At 62.5% G+C, this 24,407-nt stretch carries 22 protein-coding genes; 2 read left to right on the forward strand and 20 right to left on the reverse strand.

Translation table 11 applies throughout. From position 1 onward, the window contains the following. Nucleotides 1-168: 168 nt before the first annotated feature. The 16 genes from ABZ728_RS05055 to ABZ728_RS05130 all read right to left on the reverse strand — a co-directional run bounded on the left by ABZ728_RS05055 (nt 169) and on the right by ABZ728_RS05130 (nt 15,791). Nucleotides 169-2,466, reverse strand: coding sequence for a bifunctional salicylyl-CoA 5-hydroxylase/oxidoreductase (locus ABZ728_RS05055; protein ID WP_366654786.1), 2,298 nt, complete (start codon nt 2,464-2,466; stop codon nt 169-171). An 80-nt stretch (nt 2,467-2,546) separates the two neighbouring features. Next, a complete protein-coding gene (locus tag ABZ728_RS05060; RefSeq protein ID WP_366654787.1) occupies nt 2,547-2,963 on the reverse strand; it encodes a RidA family protein in 417 nt (138 codons plus the stop codon). 20 nt (nt 2,964-2,983) lie between these two features. Continuing rightward, entirely contained in the window at nt 2,984-3,472 is a 489-nt protein-coding gene (locus tag ABZ728_RS05065; protein ID WP_366654788.1) for a thioesterase family protein, read from the reverse strand. Further along, nucleotides 3,472-4,173: an ABC transporter ATP-binding protein gene (locus tag ABZ728_RS05070; protein ID WP_366655097.1), complete on the reverse strand. Its 702-nt coding sequence runs from the start codon at nt 4,171-4,173 to the stop codon at nt 3,472-3,474. Before ABZ728_RS05070 ends, ABZ728_RS05065 begins: the two co-directional genes overlap by 1 nt. 2 nt (nt 4,174-4,175) lie before the next feature. After that, on the reverse strand, nt 4,176-4,934 hold the full coding sequence (locus ABZ728_RS05075; protein ID WP_366654789.1) for an ABC transporter ATP-binding protein: 759 nt from the start codon (nt 4,932-4,934) through the stop codon (nt 4,176-4,178). Further along, entirely contained in the window at nt 4,931-6,034 is a 1,104-nt protein-coding gene (locus ABZ728_RS05080) for a branched-chain amino acid ABC transporter permease (RefSeq protein WP_366654791.1), read from the reverse strand. The genes ABZ728_RS05075 and ABZ728_RS05080 overlap by 4 nt, the downstream gene beginning before the upstream one ends. Before the next feature lie 3 nt (nt 6,035-6,037). Next, nucleotides 6,038-6,955: a branched-chain amino acid ABC transporter permease gene (locus ABZ728_RS05085; protein ID WP_366654792.1), complete on the reverse strand. Its 918-nt coding sequence runs from the start codon at nt 6,953-6,955 to the stop codon at nt 6,038-6,040. A gap of 86 nt (nt 6,956-7,041) precedes the next feature. Next, the gene (locus tag ABZ728_RS05090) at nt 7,042-8,226 is read right to left on the reverse strand and encodes an ABC transporter substrate-binding protein (RefSeq protein WP_366654794.1); all 1,185 of its coding nucleotides are present in this window, start codon (nt 8,224-8,226) and stop codon (nt 7,042-7,044) included. Nucleotides 8,227-8,292: 66 nt separating this feature from the next. Then, nucleotides 8,293-9,945 (reverse strand): benzoate-CoA ligase family protein, encoded by a 1,653-nt coding sequence (locus ABZ728_RS05095; protein WP_366654795.1) that lies wholly within the window; start codon nt 9,943-9,945, stop codon nt 8,293-8,295. 68 nt (nt 9,946-10,013) lie between these two features. Further along, a complete protein-coding gene (locus ABZ728_RS05100; RefSeq protein WP_366654796.1) occupies nt 10,014-11,207 on the reverse strand; it encodes an acyl-CoA dehydrogenase family protein in 1,194 nt (397 codons plus the stop codon). A gap of 5 nt (nt 11,208-11,212) precedes the next feature. Beyond that, nucleotides 11,213-12,037, reverse strand: coding sequence for an enoyl-CoA hydratase family protein (locus ABZ728_RS05105; protein WP_366654798.1), 825 nt, complete (start codon nt 12,035-12,037; stop codon nt 11,213-11,215). Then, nucleotides 12,037-12,573, reverse strand: a complete 537-nt coding sequence (locus ABZ728_RS05110) for a MarR family transcriptional regulator (RefSeq protein ID WP_366654799.1) — start codon at nt 12,571-12,573, stop codon at nt 12,037-12,039. The genes ABZ728_RS05105 and ABZ728_RS05110 overlap by 1 nt, the downstream gene beginning before the upstream one ends. Further along, the gene (locus ABZ728_RS05115) at nt 12,570-13,391 is read right to left on the reverse strand and encodes an SDR family NAD(P)-dependent oxidoreductase (RefSeq protein WP_366654800.1); all 822 of its coding nucleotides are present in this window, start codon (nt 13,389-13,391) and stop codon (nt 12,570-12,572) included. Before ABZ728_RS05115 ends, ABZ728_RS05110 begins: the two co-directional genes overlap by 4 nt. Before the next feature lie 105 nt (nt 13,392-13,496). Then, the gene (gene upp / locus ABZ728_RS05120) at nt 13,497-14,147 is read right to left on the reverse strand and encodes a uracil phosphoribosyltransferase (protein ID WP_366654801.1); all 651 of its coding nucleotides are present in this window, start codon (nt 14,145-14,147) and stop codon (nt 13,497-13,499) included. Nucleotides 14,148-14,249: 102 nt separating this feature from the next. Then, complete coding sequence (locus ABZ728_RS05125) at nt 14,250-14,858, reverse strand: hypothetical protein (protein ID WP_366654803.1); 609 nt, start codon at nt 14,856-14,858, stop codon at nt 14,250-14,252. 657 nt (nt 14,859-15,515) lie between these two features. Continuing rightward, a complete protein-coding gene (locus ABZ728_RS05130) occupies nt 15,516-15,791 on the reverse strand; it encodes a Usg family protein (protein WP_366654805.1) in 276 nt (91 codons plus the stop codon). Between the two features lie 397 nt (nt 15,792-16,188). Between ABZ728_RS05130 and ABZ728_RS05135 the strand changes: the two genes are divergently transcribed. Together ABZ728_RS05135 and groL are read left to right on the forward strand one after the other, a co-directional pair. Further along, on the forward strand, nt 16,189-16,500 hold the full coding sequence (locus tag ABZ728_RS05135; RefSeq protein WP_366655099.1) for a co-chaperone GroES: 312 nt from the start codon (nt 16,189-16,191) through the stop codon (nt 16,498-16,500). A gap of 84 nt (nt 16,501-16,584) precedes the next feature. Then, nucleotides 16,585-18,228: a chaperonin GroEL gene (gene groL / locus ABZ728_RS05140; protein WP_366654806.1), complete on the forward strand. Its 1,644-nt coding sequence runs from the start codon at nt 16,585-16,587 to the stop codon at nt 18,226-18,228. A 108-nt stretch (nt 18,229-18,336) separates the two neighbouring features. Here groL and ABZ728_RS05145 read toward each other — a convergent pair whose 3' ends face one another. The 4 genes from ABZ728_RS05145 to gor all read right to left on the reverse strand — a co-directional run bounded on the left by ABZ728_RS05145 (nt 18,337) and on the right by gor (nt 24,346). After that, nucleotides 18,337-20,043: an NAD+ synthase gene (locus ABZ728_RS05145; protein WP_366654808.1), complete on the reverse strand. Its 1,707-nt coding sequence runs from the start codon at nt 20,041-20,043 to the stop codon at nt 18,337-18,339. 125 nt (nt 20,044-20,168) lie between these two features. Continuing rightward, nucleotides 20,169-21,299, reverse strand: coding sequence for a nicotinate phosphoribosyltransferase (locus tag ABZ728_RS05150; RefSeq protein ID WP_366654809.1), 1,131 nt, complete (start codon nt 21,297-21,299; stop codon nt 20,169-20,171). 73 nt (nt 21,300-21,372) lie between these two features. Next, nucleotides 21,373-22,785: a class II 3-deoxy-7-phosphoheptulonate synthase gene (locus ABZ728_RS05155; protein WP_366654810.1), complete on the reverse strand. Its 1,413-nt coding sequence runs from the start codon at nt 22,783-22,785 to the stop codon at nt 21,373-21,375. A gap of 202 nt (nt 22,786-22,987) precedes the next feature. After that, a complete protein-coding gene (gene gor / locus ABZ728_RS05160; protein ID WP_366654811.1) occupies nt 22,988-24,346 on the reverse strand; it encodes a glutathione-disulfide reductase in 1,359 nt (452 codons plus the stop codon). Between the last annotated feature and the right edge of the window lie 61 nt (nt 24,347-24,407).

The raw sequence follows: 24,407 nt of genomic DNA on the forward strand, positions 1-24,407 counted from the left end.
TTAGGGAGGAAACGCCCAAGATGGACGCGCAGGACCCCGAAGGATCACTGCACCGCAACAATACCCCAAGCGGCATTGGTAAGCGAACATTAGATGAGCTTCTGGAGCCACAATCGCCCAAAAAGCCCACACCTGTGATAAATTAGCAACAGCGGGTGACTGCTACCGTCATACCGATGATGCGCTCTCCATCTCGCGCTGAAGGTTGCGGGTGTACTGCGCCCGTCCCGTCAGGTACGGCGCCGGCCAGGGTTGCTGCTCGTAGCCCAGTTTTGCCGCCGCATGCAGGGTGAAGAACGGGTCCGACAAGTGTGGTCGGGCCAACGCGACAAGGTCGGCACGCCCCGCAGCCAGAATCGAGTTTATCTGATCTGAATCCGAGATATTGCCGACGGCAATGGTGGCAACGCCGACTTCGTTACGAATCATGTCCGCATATGGAGTCTGGAACATCCGCCCGTAGACGGGCTTTGCTTCCGGCGTCGTCTGGCCGGCCGAGACGTCGACGATGTCCACACCGTGGTCGCGGAAAGCCTTGGCAATGGCCACCGCCTCTTCCAGCGTGATGCCGCCGTCGTGCCAATCCGTTGCAGAAATACGCACCGACATCGGCCGTTCTTCAGGCCAGATCGCCCGCACGGCGTCGAACACCTGTAGCGGAAACCGCAACCGGTTGTGAAGCGCCCCTCCGTATTCATCCTCGCGCTTATTGGTTACCGGCGTGATGAAGGCCGACAGTAGATAGCCATGAGCACAGTGAAGCTCCAGCATGTCGAAACCGGCTTCGATCGCGCGCCGCGTGGCGGCTTCGAAATCGGCAATCACCCTGTCCATATCGGCGCGCGTACACGGCGTCGGCACCTGATTGCCAGGCTGCCAGGCGACGGCAGACGCACTGATCAGTGGCCAGTTGCCGTCATCGAGCGGCTCGTCCATACCCTCCCAGCCAAGCTTGGTTGACCCCTTCGGACCCGCATGGCCAAGCTGAAGGCAGACCCTGGCCTCGCCATTCGCATGTACGAAATCGACGATCCGCTTGTACTGGGCGGTGTGTTCGTCGGTCCAGAGCCCGCAGCAGCCCGGCGTGATGCGGGCATCGGGCGACACACAGGTCATCTCGGTATAGATCAGGCCGGCACCGCCCAACGCCCGGCTGCCGAAGTGAACCAGATGGAAATCGTTGGGCGTTCCGTCCTTGGCGCTATACATCGCCATGGGCGACATGACGACGCGATTGGCCAGATCCATTGATCGCAAGCGATACGGCGTGAACATCGGCGGAATGGGCTGTTGCACGGGATGTCCGGTGGCCCTTTCCGCGAACCAGGTTTCCATGCCCTCAAGATAGTCCCGGTCGCGCAGGCGCAGATTTTCGTGGCTGACCCGCTGACTTCGGGTCAGCAACGAATAGGCGAACTGTTCGGCCTCCAAACCGGTATAGCGCCGGACGTTCTCGAACCATTCGGTTGAATTGCGCGCGGCTGACTGAAGCTTCAGCACCTCGACCCGGCGCTCGTCTTCGTATTCCCGAAGCGCGGTGGCGAGGTCCGTAACAGGATTTTTCAGCTTCTGTGCCAGGCCGATGGCGTCTTCCAGCGCCAGCTTGGTGCCCGACCCGATCGAGAAATGGGCGGAATGGGCGGCATCGCCCATAAGCACCACGTTATCCTTGATCCACGTCTTGTTGGTGATGCGCGGAAAGTTGATCCACGCCGCCGAGCCACGAAGATGCGCAGCGTTGGATTCCAGGTGATGCCCGTCCAGATACTTGCTGAAAAGGCTCTCGCAGAACGCGATGCCTTCTTCCTTCTCCATCCGGTCGATGCCGGCCTTGCGCCAGGTATCCTCGTGGGTCTCGACGATGAATGTCGACATCTCGTCGTTGAATCGATAGGCGTGCGCCTGGAACCAGCCCCATTCGGTTTCTTCGAAGATGAAGGTGAACGCTTCGAACAGCTTCTTCGTACCGAGCCAGATGAACCGGCATTTCCGCTGATCGATATCGGGCTGAAAATGGTCGGCGTATTGCGTCCGGATACGGCTGTTCAGACCGTCGCTGGCGACGATCAGGTCAGCGTCGGGAAATTCGCCGATATCCTCGACATTGCGCTCGAATTCCAGCGTCACGCCCAGTTCTTCGGCCCGCTCCTGGAGGATGTTCAGGAGCTTTTTGCGATGGATGCCGCAGAAACCATGGCCCGTTGAACGGATCACCCGTCCCTTGAAGTGAACGTCGATATCGTCCCAATGGGCGAAACTGTCGATGATCCGGCCCTGGCTGACATCGTCGCCATTTGCGAGATTGCGCAGCGTCTCGTCCGAAAAGACCACGCCCCACCCGAAGGTGTCATAAGGCCTGTTGCGCTCGATCACGGTGATATCGTGAGCGGGGTTTGCCTTCTTCATCAGAATCGCGAAGTACAGCCCCGAAGGCCCTCCGCCGATGCAGACGATCTTCATTGCCATGACCGTGCCTCCGTTTCGACTGCTATTAGTTTAGGCCTAAAATATTGGCGCGCAAGCGGCCACCGGTCGCAGGTTCGACGTTACCCGGCAGCAGGAAGCACGGCGGTGGCCTCGATCTCGACTTTCGCAAGCGATTCCGCCAGTGCCGATACCTGCACCAGGGTCATCGCCGGAAAATGCTTGCCCAGAACGTCGCGATAGACAGCGCCAAGTTCCTTCTGGCCTGCGCGATACTCGGTGACGTCGGTCACATACCAGGTCAGCCGGACGATGTGCTCGGGACCACCGCCAGCCTCTTCAAGGATCGTCACGATATTCTCCAGCGCCTGACGCGTCTGACCCAGGAAATCGCGCGCAACGAATTCCTGATCGGCCGTCCAGCCGATCTGGCCGCCGAGATACAGCACTTGCCCGCTGGCCATCACGGCATTCGAATAGCCTCTTGGCCGCGGCCAGGACGACGGATTGACGATAGTGTGATCGTTCGAATTTGACATCGTTAAACGTGCTCCGGGTGTTAGGGACGGTCGATCGCGATCGGACCGCATGCCGTCAAATAGGTCTCCAACGCGTCGCGCAGAAAATCGGGGATGGCGATCGACCGGCCGCTGTCCAGATCGGTTGTGACCAGGACAATGCGGCCTTCAAGGCGGCGTTCGCCATCGATATGCCCGACAATGGCAAGATCGACCGACGACCCGCCGATCCGCCGGATCAGCGGGGTCATGCCCATCATCTCGCCCATCCGGGTCGGGCGATGATAGGTGCATTCCGCCCGCACCGTCGGCAGTCCAAAACGGCGTTCGAGAAGGAATCCCGCATAGGGAATGCCCAGCCGGTCGCAGAACCAGTCCTCGACCACGCCGTTGAACATGTCGAAATACCGCGGATAGTATACGATCCCCGCCGGGTCGCAGTGCGAAAACCGGATACGGAACCGTGCGGTAAACGCTTCGGCCGGGATGATGATCGTCCCGTTATCGGAGCCGCCTCTACCTTCAGCCATCATATCCCCAGATACCGCTGTTTCAGACTGGCGTCGGCTCTGAAGGCGCCGCTGTCGCCGGACCACACCGGCCGGCCACGCTCGATGATCACATGGTGATCGGCAATCTTCAGCAGGGCCTCGACATTCTTGTCGACGACCAGAATTGACTGCCCCTCGGCCTTGAGCGCGGTCAGACAGCCCCAGATCTCCTGGCGGATGAGCGGGGCAAGCCCCTCGGTCGCTTCGTCCAGAATCAGCAGCCTGGGGTTCGTCATCAGCGCGCGGCCGATCGCCAGCATCTGCTGCTCGCCGCCGGAAAGCTGCCCGCCCATGTTCCGGCGCCGCTCGGCCAGACGCGGGAAGAAGCCGAACACGCGATCCAGGGTCCAGGGGTCGGCGCGGCCATGGCGGTTGGCGGCTGTCGCGACAAGGTTTTCGGTCACGTCGAGATTGCCGAAGATCTGCCGGCCTTCCGGCACGATGCCGATGCCCTGCTGTGCAATCCGATAGGCCGGCAGCCCGGTAACGTCGCGGCCATCGAAATGGACGGTGCCAGACAGGGGGCGCACCAGCCCCAGGATCGAACGGATGGTCGTCGTCTTGCCCATGCCGTTGCGGCCCAGCAGCGTGACCACCTGGCCCTCGTCCACCGACAGCGTCATGCCGAACAGGACCCTGGAATCACCATAGGCAGTATGGATGTCTCGTATATCGAGCATCGTCAAAGCGCGCCCTCCCCGCCGAGATAGGCTTCCTGAACCGCCTTGTCGTTGCGGATTTCCGATGGCGGACCGCTGGCGATCGCCCGGCCGTAAACCAGCACAGTGACGTCGTCGGCGAGTGCCCATATGGTGTCCATGTCGTGTTCGATCAGCAGAATCGAGACACTGCCCCGAAGTCTTTTCAGCAACGAGACGATGCGGGCGGACTCCGTTGTGCCCATGCCGGCCATCGGCTCGTCCAGCAGCAGCAGGCGCGGGCGCGTGGCCAGCGCCATGGCGATCTCCAATTGACGCTTTTCGCCATGGGCCAGATTGGCCGCCAGCGTCTCCGCCCGATGATCCAGGCCGACCTGTACCAACCGGTCCATAGCCGGCATCGTCAGAAGCGGATCGATCGCTGCATTGCGCCAGAAACGAAAGCTGTGCCCCTGATGCGCCTGGACGGCCAGCGACACGTTGTCGATCACGGAAAAGGACGGAAAGATGCTGGTGATCTGGAATGAACGGGCGACGCCGAGATGCGGGCGCTTGTGGGCCGGGACGCCGACGATGTCGTTGCCTTCGAACAGGATGCGCCCGGAATCCGGTTTGATCTCGCCGGTCAACTGGCCGATCAACGTCGTCTTTCCTGCGCCATTCGGGCCAATCACGGCGTGGGTCCGCCCCTTGCCGACCGTCAGCGACAGATGATCGGTCGCGGTAATACCACCGAAGCGTTTCACCAGATCCTGAACTTCGAGGATGGGCTCCTCCGTCATACCGGCCTCCCCGTATCGGTCGCCGGTTCGACGGATACATCGGCATCCTTCGGCCGGTCAGGTTCGGTCAGGTCTGCTCCGGTCAGATCGGGGGCCAGCATCGGGCCGCCCGTCTGGCCACGCAGCGCCCCGTACAAACCGTTGCGGGCGAACAGAACGATGAACAAAAGGATCGGGCCAAGCAGTATCTGCCAGTGCTCCCCCCACCCGTCGCGGACATGGTTCAGGATCTCCGGGATGAATTCTTCAAGCAGAACGAATGCGGCCGCACCGAAAACCGGGCCGAACAGCGTGCCGATGCCGCCCAGAACGACCATGACGATCAGCTCGCCCGATTGGGTCCAGGACAGATAGGACGGCCCCACGAACATCGTATAGTTCGCCAGCAGGGCGCCAGAGACACCGGCGGCCGCCCCGGCAATGACGAATGCGGCCAGGCGATAACGATAGACGGGGAAGCCCAGCGCCGTCATTCGCCGCTCGTTATCCTTGGCACCCCGGAGCACACGCCCAAACCGGGAATGGACGACCCGATAGCCGATGAAGAGAAACGCCAGCAGCAGGCCCAGACACACGAAATAGAAGACGGCATGATCGTGCAGGTCGACGACACCGCCCGGCATCTCGTTGCGGTTCCATAGCGCCAACCCGTCCTCGCCGCCGTACTTTCGCGCCGCCACCATCAGGAAGTACAGCATCTGCGCAAACGCCAGCGTGATCATGATGAACGATATGCCCCGCGTCCTGAGACAGATCGCACCGATGACCAGCGCGAACATGGCCGACACCACAGCCGCCATCGCAAGTATGGCAAGGAAGCTCTGCGTGGCGTCGAGGCCCAGGATCGGTTCGGCGTTGAAATCGTGATAGAACATGATGCCGACGACATAGCCGCCAAGCCCCACGAAGGCGGCGTGACCAAAGCTGACCATCCCACCGAAGCCGAGGATCAGGTCGAGGCTGACAGCCGCCAGCGCCAGGATAAGGATGCGCGCGGCCAGCCGGATGTAAAACGAGTTCCCGGTGGCTTCCGCCACCATCGGCAACAACAGCAGCACGGCCAGCGTGATCAGCAGGACGATCTTTTCACGTGTGCGCATCGATCAGACCTTAACCGGGAACAGGCCGCGCGGCCTGAAGAACAGAACCGCTGCCATCAGAATGTAGATCGACATCGACGCGATGGCCGATCCGACCCCCTGGGCCGCCGTTGAGCCGGTCAACGCAAACATCGCGCCAGGAAGCAGCACGCGGCCGAAGGTGTCGACCAGCCCGACCAGAATGGCGCCGACCATGGCCCCGCGGATCGACCCGATGCCGCCGATCACGATCACGACGAATGTCAGGATCAGGATCTGCTCGCCCATCCCCACCTGCACCGAGTATATCGGCCCGGCCATCGCACCGGCCAGCGCCGCCAGTCCTGCCCCCAGGGCAAAGACCAGCGAATACAGCAGCTTGATGTTGACGCCCAGTGCGGTGACCATCTCGCGATTGCTGGCGCCGGCGCGGATCAGCATGCCGAGACGGGTTCGGGAGATCATCAGCCACAGGCCGATCGCGACCAGGAAGCCGACGACGATGATGGCCAGGCGGTAGGCGGGGTATTCCAGGTCGGGGCCGAACATGATCCGGCCGGAAAGAAATTCCGGCACGCCCATGAAGATCGGCACCGGGCCCCAGATGATCTTGACCAACTCGTTGAAGAACAGGATCAAGCCGAAGGTCGCCAGCACCTGATCCAGATGATCGCGCTGATAGAGCGTCCTCAGCGCAACCATTTCGACCAGCAGGCCGACCAGCGCCGCCAGCGGCAGTGCGAACAGAACCGCCAGCAGGAAGCTGTCGAACACGCCGACGAAGGTCGCGGTCAGATAGGCGCCGATCATATAGAACGAGCCGTGGGCGAGATTGATCATGTCCATGATGCCGAAGACGAGCGTCAGCCCGGCGGCCATCAGGAACAGGGTCACGCCCAGTTGAAACCCGTTCAGCGTCTGCACGATGGCAAGAGCCGTCATTGTCGCGCTCAGCCTTTTCGATTGTGCCGGTGGTAAAAATGAACCGATGGTCGGGGCGGTGCCGTGACGCCGCCCCGCCGCCGCCGCTACATCGCGCAGTCCTGATGATACGCGTCAGCATGGTCTTCGAAGATCGTGCTGACGAGCCGGTTGGTGATCCGCCCTTCGTCATCCATGACGACCTCGCGCAGGTAATAATCCTGGATCGGATAGTGGTTATTGTTGAACTCGAAATCGCCACGGACGCTGTCGAAATCGGCCTGACGCAACGCCTCGCGGAAGGCGTCCTTGTCCGAAACGTCGCCGCCGGTGATGTTGAGGGCGCTGTCGATCAGAAGCGCGGCGTCGTAACCCTGCGATGCGTAGAGCGACGGCAGACGATCGTATCGCTCCTCGAATCCCTCGACGAAGCGGGCATTGACTTCGTTGTCCAGATCCGGGCTCCACTGCGACGTGTTGCGCACACCCATCGCCGCCTCGCCCACGGCCGGCAGCAAATCCTGCGAGAACGAGAACGCCGGTCCGAACAGTGGCGTCGTTTCCTTCAGGCCCGCCTGTTCGTACTGGCGGATAAAGTTGATGCCCATACCGCCCGGATAGAAGATATAGACGGCGTCCGGGTCTTCGGACTGCAACTGTGAGAGTTCAGCGGCATAGTCGAGCTGCCCCAGCGGCGTGTAAACCTCGTCGACGACGTCATCGCCATAGAACCGCTTGAAGCCCGCCAGCGCATCGCGCCCGGCCGGATAGTTCGGTGCCATGATGTAAACGCGCTCGTAGCCCTCGTCGCGGACGTGCTGGCCCATGGCTTCGTGGTTGTTGTCGTTCTGCCAGGCGACATTGAAGAAGAACGGATTGCACTGCGCGCCGGCCAGTTCCGACGGTCCGGCGTTGACGCTGACGAAGAACGTCTCGCTGCGGGCCAGCGTCGGCATCACTGCCAGCGCAAGATTGGACCAGATCACCCCGGTGACGATGTCGACCTCGTCGCGCTCGACCATGCGCCCGGCCAGTTCCACAGCAACGCTTGGTTCCTGCTGGTCGTCACCTTCGAAGATCACGGGCTCCAGCCCGCCCAGCGTACCACCCAGATGCTCGATACCGAGTTGGAATCCGTCGCGGGCGTCGATGCCCAGCCCCGAACCCGGTCCGGACAAGGTTGTGATCATGCCGATCCGGACTTCACCGGACTGGTCGGCGACGGCGGCGCCGCTGCCGGCCGCGAGCAACGCTGCGGCTGCAACTGTGGTAAGGGATGCGAATTTCATCATCGGGTGCCTCCTGATATCATTGATTGTTGGTTCGCAATCGCCCGGTTCGCCACCGGCCGGTTGCCACTAGAGTGCCTTGCCTGTGGCTTCCGCTTCAAGTTGGCGCAGCCGGAACCGCTGAAGTTTTCCGGTTTCGGTCCGGGGCAAATCGGCAACGAAGTCAATGATGCGCGGGTATTTGTAAGGCGCGATCTCGTCCTTGACGAAATCCTGGAGCGTTTTCGCCAGAACGTCGCTGGGGCTATACCCCTCGCGCAGAATCACGAATGCCTTGGGAACGGCGCCACGATTCGCATCCGGCGCGCCGACGACCGCGCATTCGCTAACGGATGGATGGGCGAGCAGCGCCTCTTCGACCTCTGGCCCGGCAATGTTGTACCCCGAGCAGATGATCATGTCGTCGGTGCGCGCCTGGTACCAGAAATAGCCGTCCTCATCCATCAGATAGGCATCACCGGTGACGTTCCATCCGTCCTGCACATAGCGCGACTGGCGGTCGTCGGCCAGATACCGGCATCCGGTCGGCCCCCTTACGGCCAATCGGCCGACCGTACCCGGCGGCACTTCGACGTTGTTCTCGTCGACCACGCGCGCGGTGAACCCCGGCACCGGCTTGCCGGTCGCGCCCGGACGGATATCATCGTCGGCGGCGGAAATGAAGATGTGGAGCATCTCGGTCGCGCCGATGCCGTCGATGATCCGGATGCCGGTGACCTCCAGGAAGCGCTCCCAGGTCGGCAGCGGCAGCGCCTCGCCGGCGGAAACGCACCGCCGCAGGCTGGAAAGATCGAACTCCCCTGTCATGTCGATCAATGCCCGCCAGGCTGTCGGCGCGGTAAAACAGACGGTCGTCTTTTCGGCATCGATCAGCGCTGCCAGGCTTTTCGGCGGCGCGGCCTCCAGCAGATAGGTCGACGCCCCGACGGACATCGGAAACAGCACCAGACCGCCGAGGCCGAAGGTGAACGCCAGCGGCGGACTGCCGCAGAAGACATCGTCGGCGGTCGGCTTCAGCACATGGCGCGCGAACGTATCGCAGATCGCCAGCAGATCGCGGTGGAAATGCATGGTGCCCTTGGGCTGCCCGGTCGTGCCCGAGGTAAAGGCGATCAGGCAGACATCGTCAGCGACCGTATCCAGCGGCGCGAAATCCGTCGGCTTGCCGGCCATCATCCCGTCCAGCGACCCATCGCCCCCGGTTTCGCCGGTCGCGGAGAACCGTACCACGCGGCGCAGATCGCTCCGGCCCACCGCCGCAGCGTCCATCGCATCGGCAAGCCGTTCATCGGTCAGTGCAATATTGACCCGCGCCGCATCCAGGATATAGCCGAGTTCGCGAGCCCGCAGCAGCGGCATGGTCGGTACGGCAACGCCGCCGGCCTTGATCACCGCCATGAACGCCGCCACCATCATCGGCGTGTTCGCCGCCCGCAGCATCACCCGTTCGCCCGGCTGCATGGCCAGATCTTCGGTCAACACCCGGGCCATGCGGTTCGTCCGGGCCAGTAGATCGGAATATGTCCAGCGCGCATCCGGCGACAGGATGCACGGACGGTCGCCGTCGCCGGCCGCGACCCGCTTGTCCAGAAACTCGTTCACCGCGTTCAGCCGCTCTGGATACTGAAGCTCCGGCAGATCGAAAGTCATCACCGGCCACAGATCCTTCGGCGGCAGGTTATCGCGCGCAAAAGTATCCCTGTGTGCAGTTGGTTCCGTCATTCATCCAATCCCCGTTCCCGGACCCCGGACAAACCGGCAAGGTCGCAAATCCATCGTCGCCGCGATCGTTATTGTTTTGCGTACTCGGCCAGCGTCTGCCGCGCGATGATCAGTTTCTGAACCTCGGTCGCCCCCTCGTAGATTCTCAGCGCCCTGACGTCGCGATAAAGTTCCTCGACCTTGACGCCGGTCGTGACGCCGGCGCCGCCATGCAGCTGCACGGCATCGTCGACGACTTTCTGCGCGGTTTCGGTTGCCATCATCTTGGCCATCGACGCCTCGCGGGTGACGCGGTCCTGATGGCAGTCCTTGGCCCAGGCCGCGCGATAGACCATCAGCGCCGCCGCATCGACGCCGGTCGCCATGTCCGCGATCCGCGCCTGGGTCATTTGCAGATCGGCCAGCGGGGCGCCGAACAGGTGACGTGCCGACGTATGGGACAGGGTTTCGTCCAGCGCCCGCCGCGCCAGACCCAGCGCCGCCGCACCGACCGTCGACCGAAAGACATCCAGCGTCGCCATGGCGATCCTGAAACCGTCGCCCGGCTTGCCGATCAGGGCATCGCCGTCGACGCGGCAGTGGTCGAACTGCAGCGTGGCCAGCGGATGCGGGGCGATCACGTCGATCCGCCCGGCGATCGACAGGCCGGGATTGCCGGCCTCGACCACGAACGCGCTCAGCCCCTTGGCGCCGGGCGCCTCGCCTGTCCGGGCGAAGACGACATAATGATCGGCGATGCCGCCGTTGGATATCCAGGTTTTCGACCCGTCGATGACATAGCCGTCGCCGTCGCGTCGCGCCGTTGTCGCCAGCGCCGCGACGTCGGAACCGGCTTCCTGCTCCGACAGGGCAAAGGCGGCGATTTTCTCGCCCGCCGCGACCGGCGCCAGATAGCGGTCCTGCTGGGCTTTCGTTCCGGCGAGCGAAATCGGGCCCGTCCCAAGCCCCTGCATCGCCAGGGCGAAATCAGCCAGACCCGAGTGCCGGGCCAGAATGTCCCGCGCCAGACACAGGCTACGCACGTCGAGCCTGTCGCGCAGGCCGCCATGGCTGCCCGGAATGCAGGCTTTCAGCCACCCGGCACGGCCCAGCGCGGCGACCAGCGACCGGCATGTCGCGTCGAGTGCGTCACGGTCGTGGTGATCCAGATTGGCCGCCAATATCGCCGGCACCGAGTCCGCCGCCCAGGCGTCGAGACCGGCGGCGAAGCGCCGGTGGTCATCGTCGAAGAACGGCCAGTGCAGATAGCTGGTGTCGGCCATGAGCGTCAGTCGCCTTTGAACTCGGGTTTTCGCTTTTCGGCAAAGGCCTCGTATGCCCGCTGGAAGTCCTTCGTCGCCATGCAGATCGCCTGCGCCTGCGCCTCGGCATCGATCGCTTCATCGACACCCATGGACCATTCCTGGTGCAGCATCTTCTTGGTTACACCGTGGGCGAAGGTCGGCCCCTCGGCCAGCCGGCGCGCCATTGTGCTCGCCGTGTCCAGCACCTCGTCCGGCGTGGCGAGAGCGTTGTAGAAACCCCAGCGTTCGGCTTCGGCGCCGTCCATCGAGCGGCCGGTATAAAGCAGCTCCGACGCCCGTCCCTGGCCGATGATCCGGGGCAGGATCGAGCAGGCGCCCATGTCGCATCCGGCCAATCCGACGCGGGTGAACAGGAACGCCACCTTCGACTCCGGCGTGCCGTAGCGCAGGTCGGACGCCATGGCGATGATCGCCCCGGCGCCGACGCAGACGCCATCGACGGCGGCGATGATCGGCTGCGGGCAGGCGCGCATCGCCTTGACCAGATCGCCCGTCATGGTCGTGAACCGCAGCAGATCCGGCATGGTCATTTTGGTAAGCGGGCCGATGATCTCCATCACATCGCCGCCGGACGAGAAATTCCCCCCCGCCCCGGTCACGACCACGACCTTGATCTCGTCGTCCTCGGCCAGAGTGCGGAACAGGTCGCGCAGTTCGGCATAACTGTCGAAAGTCAGCGGGTTCTTGCGATCCGGGCGGTTCAGGGTGATCGTCGCCACCGCCCCGCCCGGCCTCGCCTCATCCACGGACCATAGGAAATGCTGTGCCTGATAGGACCCGAGCGACATCACGCTTCTCCGTTTTCGGTGGCCGTCCGGATCGACGCCTTTGCCCGGCCGAGCAGTGCGAACAGGTCCCGCCCCTCGTCCGGGGTCAGGCCCGAGAACAGGTCGTCGATCCAGCCCTGGTGAATGGCGGCCATGTCAAGGAACACCCTGCGTCCCCGGGCCGTCAGCCGGACGAACTGGGTGCGCCGGTCATGGGGATTGGGCGTTCGGGTGATCAGGGATTCCGCGACCAGCCGATCGACGATACCGGTTATGTTGCCGTTGGAGACCATGAGCCGGCGGCTCAGCTCGCTCATGGTCAGGCCATCCGGCGCCTTTTCCAACTGTGCCATCAGATCGAAGCGGGGCAATGTCACGTCGAAATCGCTGCGCAGGCGTGACCGCACCTCCGTCTCGATCATGTTCGCGCAGGTCAGCAGGCGCAGCCACAGACGCAGATTGGGCTTGTCGCCGCTGGCAGCGGTTTCGTAGTCGACGCCCCCAATGTCCACGCTGGCGACATCGGGTGTGTGGTCGTCCGGCTGATCCGTGCTCACATCACTTCTCCGCCAGCGACGGCAACGGATTGTCCGGTCATCGAGCCGGCGCGCGGGTCGCACAACCACAATGTGGCTTCGGCGACCTCTTCCGGCTGAATCAGGCGCTTCTGGGGGTTTCCGGACGAGATATCGACCTTTGCCTGCTCTTCGGTGCGGCCGGTTTTTTCGGCGATGGTACGAGCGGCGGCGTCGACGATGTCGGAGTCGGTATAGCCCGGACAGACGCAATTGACCGTCACACCGGTTCGCGCGGTTTCCAGCGCCAGCGACCGCGTCATGCCGATCACCCCGTGCTTCGAGGCGCAATACGGCGCGACATAGGCATAGCCCTTGAGCCCGGCGGTGCTCGCCACCGACACGATACGCCCGAACCCGCGTTCCGTCATCGCGGGCAGCACTGCGCGGGTGCAAAGGAAGACCCCGGTCAGGTTGACCGCCATGATGGCATTCCACTGTGCCAAAGTCGTCCGCTTCAGCGGCGCGCTGTCCGCTATACCGGCGTTGTTGATCAGTATATCGATCGGGGCAAATTCACCGGCGGCGCCGAATGCACGGGCGACGCTGTCTTCATCGGCGACATCGACCCCCAGATGCTGCGCCGGGCCGGCACCGTTGCGGTCGCCAATTTCAGCGACAACGGCGGCCAGTTGATCCACCGACCGTCCCATGACCGTGATCCGGGCCCCGGCATCGGCGAGCCTCAGCGCGATCGCCCGGCCAATCCCGCGCCCGCCACCGGTGACGACGGCATGACGACCGGCCAGGGGCCGGGCATTATCGATCGAATGCGCGCTGTCGGGTCTCGCCTCGCTCAAGGCAGTTCACTCCGGCCATTTCGCCCTTAATGTTTTAAGTCTAAAGCGATTTTGGCGCGCGAGCAAGGCCGCAATGAAGCGGGCACTGAAACGACGAATTGACGGCTACTTGGTGCCGAAGATCCGGTCGCCCGCGTCGCCGAGACCCGGCAAAATATAAGCGTGCTCGTTCAATTCACGGTCGAGGCCGGCGGTGAACACCTGCACCGACGGATGATCGGCCGCCAGCCGGCGCACGCCTTCCGGTGCGGCGACCAGGGCCACGAAACGGATATTTGCGTCGCTGACACCGTGTGCGTTCAGAACATCGACCGCATGAGCAGCCGAATTTCCCGTCGCCAGCATCGGGTCGACGAGAATGAACATCCGCTCCTCCGGTGCCGGCAGTTTAACCAGGTATTCCACCGGCTCGTGGGTCTTCGGATCGCGATACAGGCCGATATGACCGCAACGGGCGGAGGGAATCAGCTCCTGCAACCCCTCGGTCATGCCGAGACCGGCGCGCAGAATTGCCACGATCGCCACCTTTTTGCCGGCAAGGATCGGGGCATCCATGGGTTCCAGCGGCGTCTCGATGCGCTTGGTCGTCAACTTCAGGTCGCGCGTGACCTCGTACCCCATCAGGAGCGAAATCTCGCGAAGCAACCGCCGGAATCCGTTGGTCGAGCGATCGATCTGGCGCAACAGGGTAAGTTTGTGCTGGATCAGCGGGTGATCAAGGACGACGAGGCTCGGGAAGTCCGGATGTGTCTGCATTGTCGGTCGATACGGTCCGCGATTGCCGGAAGGATGGGCTCGGGCGCCACGATACAGTTCCCGACGCCCAACTTCCAGCGCTCAACGTACCCATCGCCTCTGTCAGGCGGCCCAGCTTCCGCTTGCCGACTGGCGGCGGAGGCGACCGCGCCATCCGGCAACCTTCATCAATCCCCGCGCCAGTCGGCTCGGCCCGATGACGCCGAGACGATGCCCCCGCTGCAGCAGAACAGTGGCCGCATCCAACGCGACATTGGTCGCCCAGCCGGATACGCCGTAGCCGTCGCGCCGACGTGGCCGTGCCGGTTGACCGCGTATGCCGCGTCCGGACTCGCGCGCCGCTGACCGCTCCTGGCGTCGCGCGAGGCGATCGGATCTGGTGGCCAGATGCTCTCGCAAACGGGCCGGCAGATGATCCGATATGGCGCTGCGGGTGGCCGTGTCGAAGTAAACGATGATTGCTGCGCGCTGCCGCGGCGGCAGCGCAGTCAGGATGCGGGCCGCATCGGCCGCATCGAACCCGCCGAGGATATTGGCGATGTCGGCGGGCCGCCAGTCGGCGAACAGATCCGCCGGCCGAATATCCGATGCACCATTGGCCAGGAAGCGCCGAAGGCGCCCTGTGACGGTGTGCCCTTTGGCCGGACACCCCTTGGTGATGCCGCCCTTGGTGATGCCGCCCTTGGTGATGTCTGTGTCGATTGCTGTCATCACACCCTCCAGCACATCGCGTTCCCATGGAACGCGTGTGACAAGTTCATGCCGTTTAAACACGTCTATCGGACGGGACCGTTTGCCGGTGCCGCCGATCGTCGTTTTCGCGGATGATAAGAGGAGGGTCGAAACGAATTGAAATTCGATTCTTGCCCTATCGGCCCGGTCTCACCGAGCCGACGGGTGTCAGCCGATGATCCCGATAGAACCCGCTTTGGCGGTATTCTGGGCCTGTTCGCTTAACATCCGCGACAGACTATTCGGGTCGTCCATGATGCTCATAGGCCTCATGCTGTTGGCGATGCGTGGTTTATAAGTCCTTCCGGCCCCGTCGTCAACGCCGGATCGCCTCCTTGACGCTGACACGTGAACTCTCCGCAGAAACTTTCGATCGTGACACACGAACCTGGTGCATCCGGCGCGGGGTCCCCGATCGGTGTCGGGGACGATCAGGGAATGGTTGCGCGCGATTCCACTCCAACCGTATTCCCGGGCGCAGCGCGGCACGAAGTGACGCGTTGCCGACCCGGGATCTCGCGCAGCAACTCTCGATCGTGACACACAAGCCGGGTGCATCCGGCGCGGCGTCCCCGATCGGTGTCGGGACGATCAGGGTGGCGGCGGGACTGCACAAAAATCTGTAATACCAACCCGCTACTGCATCTGAAGTTCGACGTCACAACGACGCAGTTCGCCGGCAGTGACAATGCCCTGGGAGGCCACCGTCACGGTGTGGATCTTCGCCTCGATTTCCCGATCCCAGAAATCCAGGAAGCGTCGCAGGGTCGGATATCGTGGCGCCAGATCCAGCTCCTGCCAGATGAATGTTTGAAGAAACGCGGGATGGTCGGGCAGACGATAGAGAATTTCCGCAGTCGTCAGCCGATATCCCTTCAACTGGTGCTCCAGGTCCAATCCCGACTTTTCCATGTCTCGACCTCTTCTTGTTTTGCCGGTACTTGATTCGGGGTTCGGGATTTGGGGAACGCAGCAGGTGCGGACCCCCATATTTTCCATAAGCCCCATGATAATGCTGGCACATCTGGAAGAAAAGTCAATTAATTCAATCTATTAGCAGCCATGACGCTGGGCTGCTGCCAAAAAATTGGAGCGGCATCATCAAGAGGCTTGTATTGGCGCCGGCCACTCCGTACATCAGTAGCACTCGCGGGGCTGGAGTGCTAACACACGCGGCCCACGGTTGCGGCGCCTCAAAGGCTTCGGCACCGACGAGCAGGCTGCACAACAGCTTTGGCTAATTCCGCGTCCGAGGACGCTACGACCGGCTCGCCTCGATGAGGGGGCCGCATTACAGGAGCAAGACATCATGAGTTTTCGTCCATTGCATGATCGCGTGCTGGTCCGCCGCATCGAAGCAGACGCCAAGACCAAGGGCGGAATCATCATTCCCGATACGGCCAAGGAAAAGCCGATGGAAGGCGAAGTCGTCTCCGTCGGACCCGGCGTCCGCGACGAGAGCGGCAAGATCCAGGCACTCGACGTCAAATCCGGCGACCGCATTCTTTTCGGCAAGTGGTCGGGAACTGAAATCAAATTGGACGGCGAAGATCTGCTGATCATGAAAGAGTCTGACGTACTCGGCATCATCGAGCCGTCGGCTGCTGCCAAGGCCGCATAACGCGGCTCATGATCATGTGTCTGCGACCCCCTTGTCGGGGCACATTATTGAACGGCTGGTATTTTTCTGAAGGATTGAACAATCATGTCCGCTAAAGACATTAAATTCGGCGTCGACGCCCGCAACCGCATGCTCCGCGGTGTGGATATTCTCGCCGACACGGTCAAGGTGACCCTCGGCCCCAAGGGCCGCAACGTCGTTCTGGACAAGAGCTTCGGCTCGCCCCGGATCACCAAGGACGGCGTCACCGTCGCCAAGGAAATCGAACTGACCGACAAGTTCGAGAATATGGGCGCGCAGATGCTGCGTGAGGTCGCGTCCAAGACCAATGACACCGCCGGTGACGGCACCACGACCGCCACTGTTCTGGCGCAGGCCATCGTTCGCGAAGGCGTGCGGGCCGTTGCCGCCGGCATGAACCCCATGGATCTCAAGCGCGGCATCGACATCGCCGTCAAGGCAGTGGTCGAGGACATCCAGTCCCGCTCGCGCAACGTCGATACGAACGAGGAAATCGGCCAGGTCGGCACGATCTCGGCCAACGGCGACAAGACTGTCGGCGCGATGATCGCCGAGGCGATGAAGCGTGTCGGCAACGAAGGCGTGATCACGGTCGAGGAAGCCAAGTCGCTCGATACCGAACTCGAAGTCGTCGAAGGCATGCAGTTCGACCGCGGCTATCTCAGCCCGTACTTCGTCACCAACTCGGAAAAGATGCAGGCGGAGCTTGAGAACCCCTACATCCTGTTCCATGAAAAGAAGCTGTCGAACCTGCAGGCACTGCTGCCCGTACTGGAATCGGTCGTTCAGTCCAGCCGCCCGCTGCTGATCGTCGCCGAAGACGTCGAAGGCGAAGCCCTGGCGACGCTGGTCGTCAACAAGCTGCGCGGCGGCCTGAAGATCGCAGCCGTCAAGGCCCCCGGTTTCGGCGATCGTCGTAAGGCGATGCTTGAAGACATGGCCATCCTGACGGGCGGTCAGGTCATCTCCGAGGATGTCGGCATCAAGCTTGAGAACGTCACGCTCGAAATGCTCGGCTCGGCCAAGAAGGTTACCATCACCAAGGACGATACCACGATCGTCGACGGTGCCGGCAACAAGGCCGATATCGAAGCGCGTTGCGGTCAGATCAAGTCGCAGGCTGAGGAGACCACGTCCGATTACGACCGTGAAAAGCTGCAGGAACGCCTCGCCAAGCTGGCCGGCGGTGTTGCGGTTATCCGTGTCGGCGGCGCGACCGAGATCGAAGTCAAGGAACGCAAGGACCTCGTCGACGACGCCATGCATGCGACCCGCGCGGCCGTACAGGAAGGTGTCGTTGCCGGTGGTGGCGTCGCCCTGCTCTACGCCGTTCGCTCACTTGACGCGATCAAGCCGGTGAACGACGACCAGCGTGTGGGAATCGACATCATCCGCCGCGCGATCCAGACCCCGATCCGGCAGATCGTCACCAATGCCGGTATCGACGGCTCGATCGTCATCGGCAAGCTGCTGGACCAGAAAGACCCCAACTACGGCTACAACGCCGCCACGGACACCTACGAGGACCTGATCAAGGCCGGCGTCATCGACCCGACCAAGGTCGTCCGCACGGCGCTTCAGGATGCGGCATCGGTTGCCGGCCTGCTGGTCACGACCGAGGCCATGATCTCCGAAAAGCCCGAGAAAAAGGGCGCCGGTGCCAGTGGCATGGGCGGTATGGGCGGCATGGGCGATATGGACTACTGATCGCGCCCTGCGCTCAGAACAAAGACCGTTGGCCGGGGCGGGGAGAGCAATCTCCCCGCCCTTTCCTTTTGTGCGATTAACTCACCGTTCGGCGGTCGGCGGGACCGGCTATTTCACGACATGCGAAAGCAGCCTGTTGGTAATCGGGTAACGCCGGTCACGGCCGAAGCTGCGCGAGGTGATCTTGACGCCGGGCGGTGCCTGGCGGCGCTTGTATTCGGCACGGTCGAGCAAGGTCCACACTCTCACCACCGTCTCCCGGTCGTGACCGCGCGCCATGATCTGCTCGATCCCCATCTCGCTTTCGATCAGACAGGCCAGGATGTCGTCGAGGATCGGATAAGGCGGCAGGCTGTCCTCGTCCTTCTGATCGGGCCTCAGTTCCGCCGATGGCGGCTTGTCGATGACGCGTTTGGGCGTCACTTCGCCCGAAGGCCCCAGCCATCCCGGCCGATGATGGGCATTGCGCCACCGCGCCAGATCGAACACCGTCGTCTTGTAGAGATCCTTCAACGCGTTGAAGCCGCCATTCATGTCGCCGTACAAGGTCGCATAGCCGACCGACATTTCCGACTTGTTGCCGGTCGACAGCACCATGGGGCCGAGCTTGTTGGAAACGCCCATCAGGATCAGGCCACGAATGCGACTTTGAATGTTTTCTTCGGTCAGATCGGCCGGGCGATCGCCGAATATCGGCGCCAGCATTTCGGTGAAGGCTTCAACGGCCGGCTCTATGGGTATCGTGTCTGTCGCCACACCAAGACGTCGGGCAGACTCTGCCGCATCCTCGTTACTGGCGGATACCGTATAGCGCGACGGCATCAATACGCACCGGACCCGATCCGGACCCAGAGCGTCCGTTGCGATCGTTGCGGAAAAGGCGCTGTCTATCCCGCCCGACAATCCGATAACGACGCCTGGGAACCCGTTCTTGCCGACATAGTCCCTGAGGCCGAGCACGACGGCCTGATAGATGGCCTCCAGCGGCTCTGGCGGTGGCACCGTCTGGCCACTGTGGCAGGACCACCGTCCCCCCTTGCCCCGCGCCCACTGGGTCACCGATACGGCGGCCTCGAACGCCGGCAGCTGCGATTTCAGTGTAAAGTCGCCGTCGATCACGAATGACGCGCCGTCGAAGACCAGTTCGTCCTGGCCGCCGACCTGGTTCAGATAGATCAACGGCAGCCCGGTTTCGCGGACGCGCGTGACGACCAACGACACCCGCGTATCCATCTTCCCGCGTTCGAACGGACTGCCGTTGATACTGATCAGCAGTTCGGCCCCGGACTCCTCAAGGCATTCAACGACATCGGGGATCCAGATATCCTCGCAAACCGGCAAGCCGACCCGAACACCCCTGATTTCGACCGGACCGGGCATGCCACCCCTGAGAAAAACGCGCTGCTCGTCAAAAACGCCATAGTTCGGCAACTCCACCTTTGCCCGAACGGCGGTGATCGCACCGCCATCGAGGACGATCGCTGCGTTGCAGGCGATCCGTCGCTGATCGCCTTCGTCCGGCAAGACGAGATGTTGATCCGGACGCCACGGCGCTCCGACGATCAGCGCGGGACCGCCATCGGCCGTCGCCGCCGCCAGTTTATCGACGGCCGAACGGATGGCATCCAGAAAGAACGGTTTCATCACCAGATCTTCCGGCGGATACCCGCTGACCGAGAGTTCCGGTGTCACGACCACATCGGCCCCTTGCCGCGCGGCTTCGGCGCGGGCATTCAATATGCGCTCGATATTGCCGTCGATGTCGCCGACAGTGGGATTGATTTGTGCCAGCGCGATGGCGAGCCGATCGGTCATGGTCATTCCGTTCCGGTGATATCCGCAAGACAGCGGCGTGCTTCGCAGGCGACGATAATGGGCCGCTCGGACCTGTCAATCAAACGAAGCGCCAACATTATTCCGCCCCGGTTCCGGCGTGACGGCTATCGCCGCAGAAGGAACTCGCGCCCGACCTTAACCCGGGGCTGGCCGTCATAGTCGACGATGTCGGCTGTGGCATAGGTTTCGGACCATTTTTCCGGCAGATAGCTGCCCGTCCCGATGATATTCACCGGCGCTTTTGCCAGTGCCATAATCCGGCACTTCACGGGCGAAAAGCCCGAACTGGCCACGATACCGACCTTGCTGAAGCCGGCTTTGTCGAGCTGTTCGCGAAGATGGTGGATCGCCGCCGCCGAAACGCCGGTGCCGATCAGATAGCGAAGCTCCGACTCGTCGCGATATCCGCGGATCGCCGCCGGAACATAACGTTCGAGAACGGCATAGGACGATGGGGGGTCCAGGCCTTCCAGATAACGTCCGCCCGAGGTATCGATGCGAACGGCCAGACGGCCGTCTGCCGCCAGGCCCGAAAACCGTTCACAAACGGCGAGGCTGTCGGAAACCTCCTTACCGAAATAATCGACAAGAACGGTCAGTTTGGCATCGGGATGGACCTCGTGAAACATCTCGGCCGCACGGACGGTCGAACCGGCATAGCCGATCAGGGCATGGGGCATGGTTCCGAAGCCGCGCTCCTGCCCGAAATAATGGGCGGTGGCGTTCGTCGCATTCCCGATAAAGCCGACGGCACCGTGTTTGCGCTTGGCACGATCAGAGCCGACCGACGCAGCATAAGCCATCATGTCCGCCATTTCGGTTCCGGCGCAATGGCGCGCATCCATCGCCAGAAAGGAAACGTTGGGCAGATCAGCGGCCATCGAATAGGCGTTGTAAGCCGCCACACAGGCGGGCCCGAGTTTCTGTAGAAGGATGGTTTCCAGATCGACCAGCGCGACCAGCGATCCGGTGATATAAGCGATCGGCTCACCGGCGCCGACCCATTTGCCCTCCGGATAGCGCAGGTCGATATTCACCGCCGTGCCGCGCGCTGCCATGACCGCTTCCAGCCAATCGAACGCGAGCCTGGGGGCCGAGATGCAGGGCCGTCTCAGAAACAGCGCATAGGTAACAGTCGCGTCACCCCATTTTGCCACTGTCTCTTTGGTTCGATTGAAATATGCATCCGTCCATGCGCCGATTTCTTCGATCGGAGGATAGGCTGACTTCGTCATACAAGAAGCTCTCGGCGACGTGGAGCGGCCGCCCGACCGGCGGCCGCCATGAAGCTGGAAATCGCCAGCGTGTTTACTCCGCGGCGGCGATGCGTCGCGCCCGATCCTTCTCCGCGCGCTCCTCTTTCAGTTTCTCGGCGATCAGAAACGCCAGTTCAAGCGCCTGATTGGCATTCAATCGCGGGTCGCAAGCCGTATGATAACGCTCGGACAATGCGTCGTCGGTGACTTCGTGGGCACCGCCTGTGCACTCGGTCACATCCTGCCCGGTCATCTCGAAATGCACACCGCCGGGATGAATTCCTTCACCGTGGCAGACACCGAAAAAGGCGCGCACTTCTTCCAGAATGGCATCGAACCGGCGGGTCTTGTAGCCCGACGTCGACTTGACGGTATTGCCATGCATCGGGTCGGATGCCCAGACGACCGTGCGTCCCTCCTTCTTGACCCGTCGTGCGAGCGGCGCGAAGCCCTTGTCGAGATTTTCCGCGCCCATGCGGACGATCAGCGTAAGCCGTCCGGCCTCATCCTCGGGGTTCAGCAGATCGATCAGACGCATCAGTTCGTCCGGATCGAGGCTGGGTCCGCATTTGATGCCGATCGGATTGCGCACGCCGCGCAGGAACTCGACATGCGCATGATCGACCTGACGGGTACGGTCGCCGATCCACAGCAGATGGCTCGACACGTCGTACCATTCGCCGGTCGTGCTATCGATGCGGGTCAGCGCTTCTTCGTATGGCAACAACAGGGCTTCGTGAGACGTGAAAAATGCCGCCTCGCGAATGGCCGGCGTCGTTTCCGCCGTCACCCCGCAAGCCGCCATGAACTGCAGGGCTTCGTCGATACGTGACGCGAATTCCTCGTAGCGCTGAACCTCTGGCCCCCGGCCGACAAAGCCCAGGATCCACTGGTGAACCTGATGCAGATCCGCGTAACCACCCTGTGCGAAGGCACGCAACAGGTTCAGCGTCGATGCCGACTGGTTGTACGCATTGAGCATGCGGTTCGGGTCGGGAATACGGGATTCTTCGTTGAAGTCGAAGCCGTTAATGATATCGCCGCGATAGCTGGGCAATTCCACGCCGCCGACTGTCTCCATGTCGGCCGACCGCGGCTTGGCGAACTGACCGGCCATGCGGCCGACCTTGACCACTGGCACGGCGCTGCCGAATGTCATGACCACGGCCATCTGCAGCAGGACGCGGAAGGTGTCGCGAATCTTGTCCGGGTGGAATTCCTGGAAACTTTCGGCGCAATCACCACCCTGAAGCAGGAAAGCTTCACCCCGGGCGACCTTGGCCAACTGCGACTTCAGCTCCCGCGCTTCACCGGCAAAAACCAATGGAGGAAATCGCGAAAGCTGCGCCCCGACCTGCGCCAGATGGTCGGCATCGGGATAGGCCGGCATCTGTTTCGCCGGAAGGGCCCGCCAGGATTGCGGCGTCCAGTTCCCAGTCGGGCGGTTTCCCGTCAGCGTCGGCATTTCAGCTCTCCTAGCTCGGTCTTCGGCCGTTCGCGTCGCGATTCCCCGGCAATCACCCGATCAGCGATTCCTCCGCGGCCCCATGACGATCGGATATATCCGCTTTCAGGCTATACGATGTTTGCCGCCACAATTCCACCCGTTTTCCGAACGGTTTGCGTACCTTTAGGCAGTTCCACCGGTCCCTCGATCGACCGCGCTCTCAATCGGTTACAGGGCTGCGCATGGTGACGAATTCCTCGGCCGCCGTCGGATGAACGGGAATCGTGCTGTCGAAGTCGGCTTTCGTCGCACCGGCGCTCATCGCCACCCCCAGGGCCTGGATGATCTCAGGCGCGTCGGGCCCGATCATGTGGCAGCCCAGTACGCGGTCACTCGCCCGGTCTACGATCAGCTTCATCATGATCTTGTCCTGGCGTCCCGACAGCGTGTGCCGCATCGGCCGGAAACGCGTGCGATAGATACCGACGTCGAACTGCAGGCGGGCCTCTTCCTCGGTCAGACCGACGGTCCCGATCGGCGGCATGGAAAACACAGCCGTCGGGATATTCTCGTACGAAATGCCGCGTGGGCGGTTGCCGAAAACCGTATCCGCCAGGGCATGCCCCTCGGCGATGGCAACGGGCGTCAGATTGAAACGATCGGTCACGTCCCCGATGGCGTAGATGTTGGGCACGCTGGTCCGGTATTGGTCGTCGACCACGACGGCGCCATAGGGATCGACGCCGACGCCGGCGGTCTCCAGGCCCAGCCCGGCTGTCTTGGGCCGGCGGCCGGTGGCGAACATGACCTGATCGCAGGGCAGTTCACGGCCGTCCGACAGCGAAAGCCGCCGCACACCATTGGCGTCGGCGGTCAATCCTGCCGGCAGGGTGTTCAACAGCACGTCGACGCCCGATCGTTGCAGCTCCTCCTCCAGCTCCAAACGCAGATCCTGATCGAATCCCCGCAAGATCCGGTCGCCCCGATGGACGAGCGTGACGGAAGCGCCCAGCGCATGGAAGATGCCGGCGAATTCCACCGCGATGTATCCGCCGCCGACGATGACAACACGTTCCGGCATGTCGTCGAGGTAGAATGCTTCGTTGGAGGATATACCGAATTCGTCGGCACCGGGAATGTCGGGCATACTTGGCCATCCGCCGACGGCGATAAGGATGCGTTCGGCCGTCACTTCCCGGTCGCCGATCTGCATCGAATGCGGGCCGGTCAGCACCGCACGGCCCCTGATCAATTCGACCCCGGCGCCATCCAGCAGGCGTTGATAGACGCCGTTCAGGCGGCTGATTTCCTCGTTCTTGTTGGCGATCAGGCGAGCCCAGTCATGCGTAAATGTTCCGACATTCCAGCCATAGGCGCCCGCATCCTCAAGGTCATGACGGAAATGGGCGGCATAGGCCAACAGCTTCTTTGGCACGCAGCCCACATTGACGCAGGTGCCGCCCAGGTCCCTGTCCTCGGCGATGCCGACACGGGCACCATGACCGGCGGCGATCCGTGCCGCCCTCACCCCGCCCGAGCCGGCACCGATCACGAAGAAATCAAAATCGTAGTCTGACATTGTACTCACCCGACATGCGACGGCGGGTATGGTGACGCCCATACCCGCCGATCTTCAACCA

The sequence above is a fragment of the Fodinicurvata sp. EGI_FJ10296 genome (assembly GCF_040712075.1).
Lineage (GTDB): Bacteria > Pseudomonadota > Alphaproteobacteria > DSM-16000 > Inquilinaceae > JBFCVL01.

Excerpts from the sequence above, each read along its gene's own strand:
- ABZ728_RS05065 (WP_366654788.1), bottom strand. The coding sequence starts at position 3,472 with ATGGCTGAAGGTAGAGGCGGCTCCGATAACGGGACGATCATCATCCCG.
- ABZ728_RS05150 (WP_366654809.1), bottom strand. The coding sequence starts at position 21,299 with ATGACGAAGTCAGCCTATCCTCCGATCGAAGAAATCGGCGCATGGACG.
- ABZ728_RS05070 (WP_366655097.1), bottom strand. The coding sequence starts at position 4,173 with ATGCTCGATATACGAGACATCCATACTGCCTATGGTGATTCCAGGGTC.
- ABZ728_RS05075 (WP_366654789.1), bottom strand. The coding sequence starts at position 4,934 with ATGACGGAGGAGCCCATCCTCGAAGTTCAGGATCTGGTGAAACGCTTC.
- ABZ728_RS05080 (WP_366654791.1), bottom strand. The coding sequence starts at position 6,034 with ATGCGCACACGTGAAAAGATCGTCCTGCTGATCACGCTGGCCGTGCTG.
- ABZ728_RS05125 (WP_366654803.1), bottom strand. The coding sequence starts at position 14,858 with ATGACAGCAATCGACACAGACATCACCAAGGGCGGCATCACCAAGGGC.
- ABZ728_RS05095 (WP_366654795.1), bottom strand. The coding sequence starts at position 9,945 with ATGACGGAACCAACTGCACACAGGGATACTTTTGCGCGCGATAACCTG.
- groL (WP_366654806.1), top strand. The coding sequence starts at position 16,585 with ATGTCCGCTAAAGACATTAAATTCGGCGTCGACGCCCGCAACCGCATG.
- ABZ728_RS05090 (WP_366654794.1), bottom strand. The coding sequence starts at position 8,226 with ATGATGAAATTCGCATCCCTTACCACAGTTGCAGCCGCAGCGTTGCTC.
- ABZ728_RS05135 (WP_366655099.1), top strand. The coding sequence starts at position 16,189 with ATGAGTTTTCGTCCATTGCATGATCGCGTGCTGGTCCGCCGCATCGAA.
- upp (WP_366654801.1), bottom strand. The coding sequence starts at position 14,147 with ATGCAGACACATCCGGACTTCCCGAGCCTCGTCGTCCTTGATCACCCG.
- ABZ728_RS05145 (WP_366654808.1), bottom strand. The coding sequence starts at position 20,043 with ATGACCGATCGGCTCGCCATCGCGCTGGCACAAATCAATCCCACTGTC.
- ABZ728_RS05130 (WP_366654805.1), bottom strand. The coding sequence starts at position 15,791 with ATGGAAAAGTCGGGATTGGACCTGGAGCACCAGTTGAAGGGATATCGG.
- ABZ728_RS05105 (WP_366654798.1), bottom strand. The coding sequence starts at position 12,037 with ATGTCGCTCGGGTCCTATCAGGCACAGCATTTCCTATGGTCCGTGGAT.
- ABZ728_RS05085 (WP_366654792.1), bottom strand. The coding sequence starts at position 6,955 with ATGACGGCTCTTGCCATCGTGCAGACGCTGAACGGGTTTCAACTGGGC.
- ABZ728_RS05100 (WP_366654796.1), bottom strand. The coding sequence starts at position 11,207 with ATGGCCGACACCAGCTATCTGCACTGGCCGTTCTTCGACGATGACCAC.
- ABZ728_RS05155 (WP_366654810.1), bottom strand. The coding sequence starts at position 22,785 with ATGCCGACGCTGACGGGAAACCGCCCGACTGGGAACTGGACGCCGCAA.
- ABZ728_RS05060 (WP_366654787.1), bottom strand. The coding sequence starts at position 2,963 with ATGTCAAATTCGAACGATCACACTATCGTCAATCCGTCGTCCTGGCCG.
- gor (WP_366654811.1), bottom strand. The coding sequence starts at position 24,346 with ATGTCAGACTACGATTTTGATTTCTTCGTGATCGGTGCCGGCTCGGGC.
- ABZ728_RS05055 (WP_366654786.1), bottom strand. The coding sequence starts at position 2,466 with ATGGCAATGAAGATCGTCTGCATCGGCGGAGGGCCTTCGGGGCTGTAC.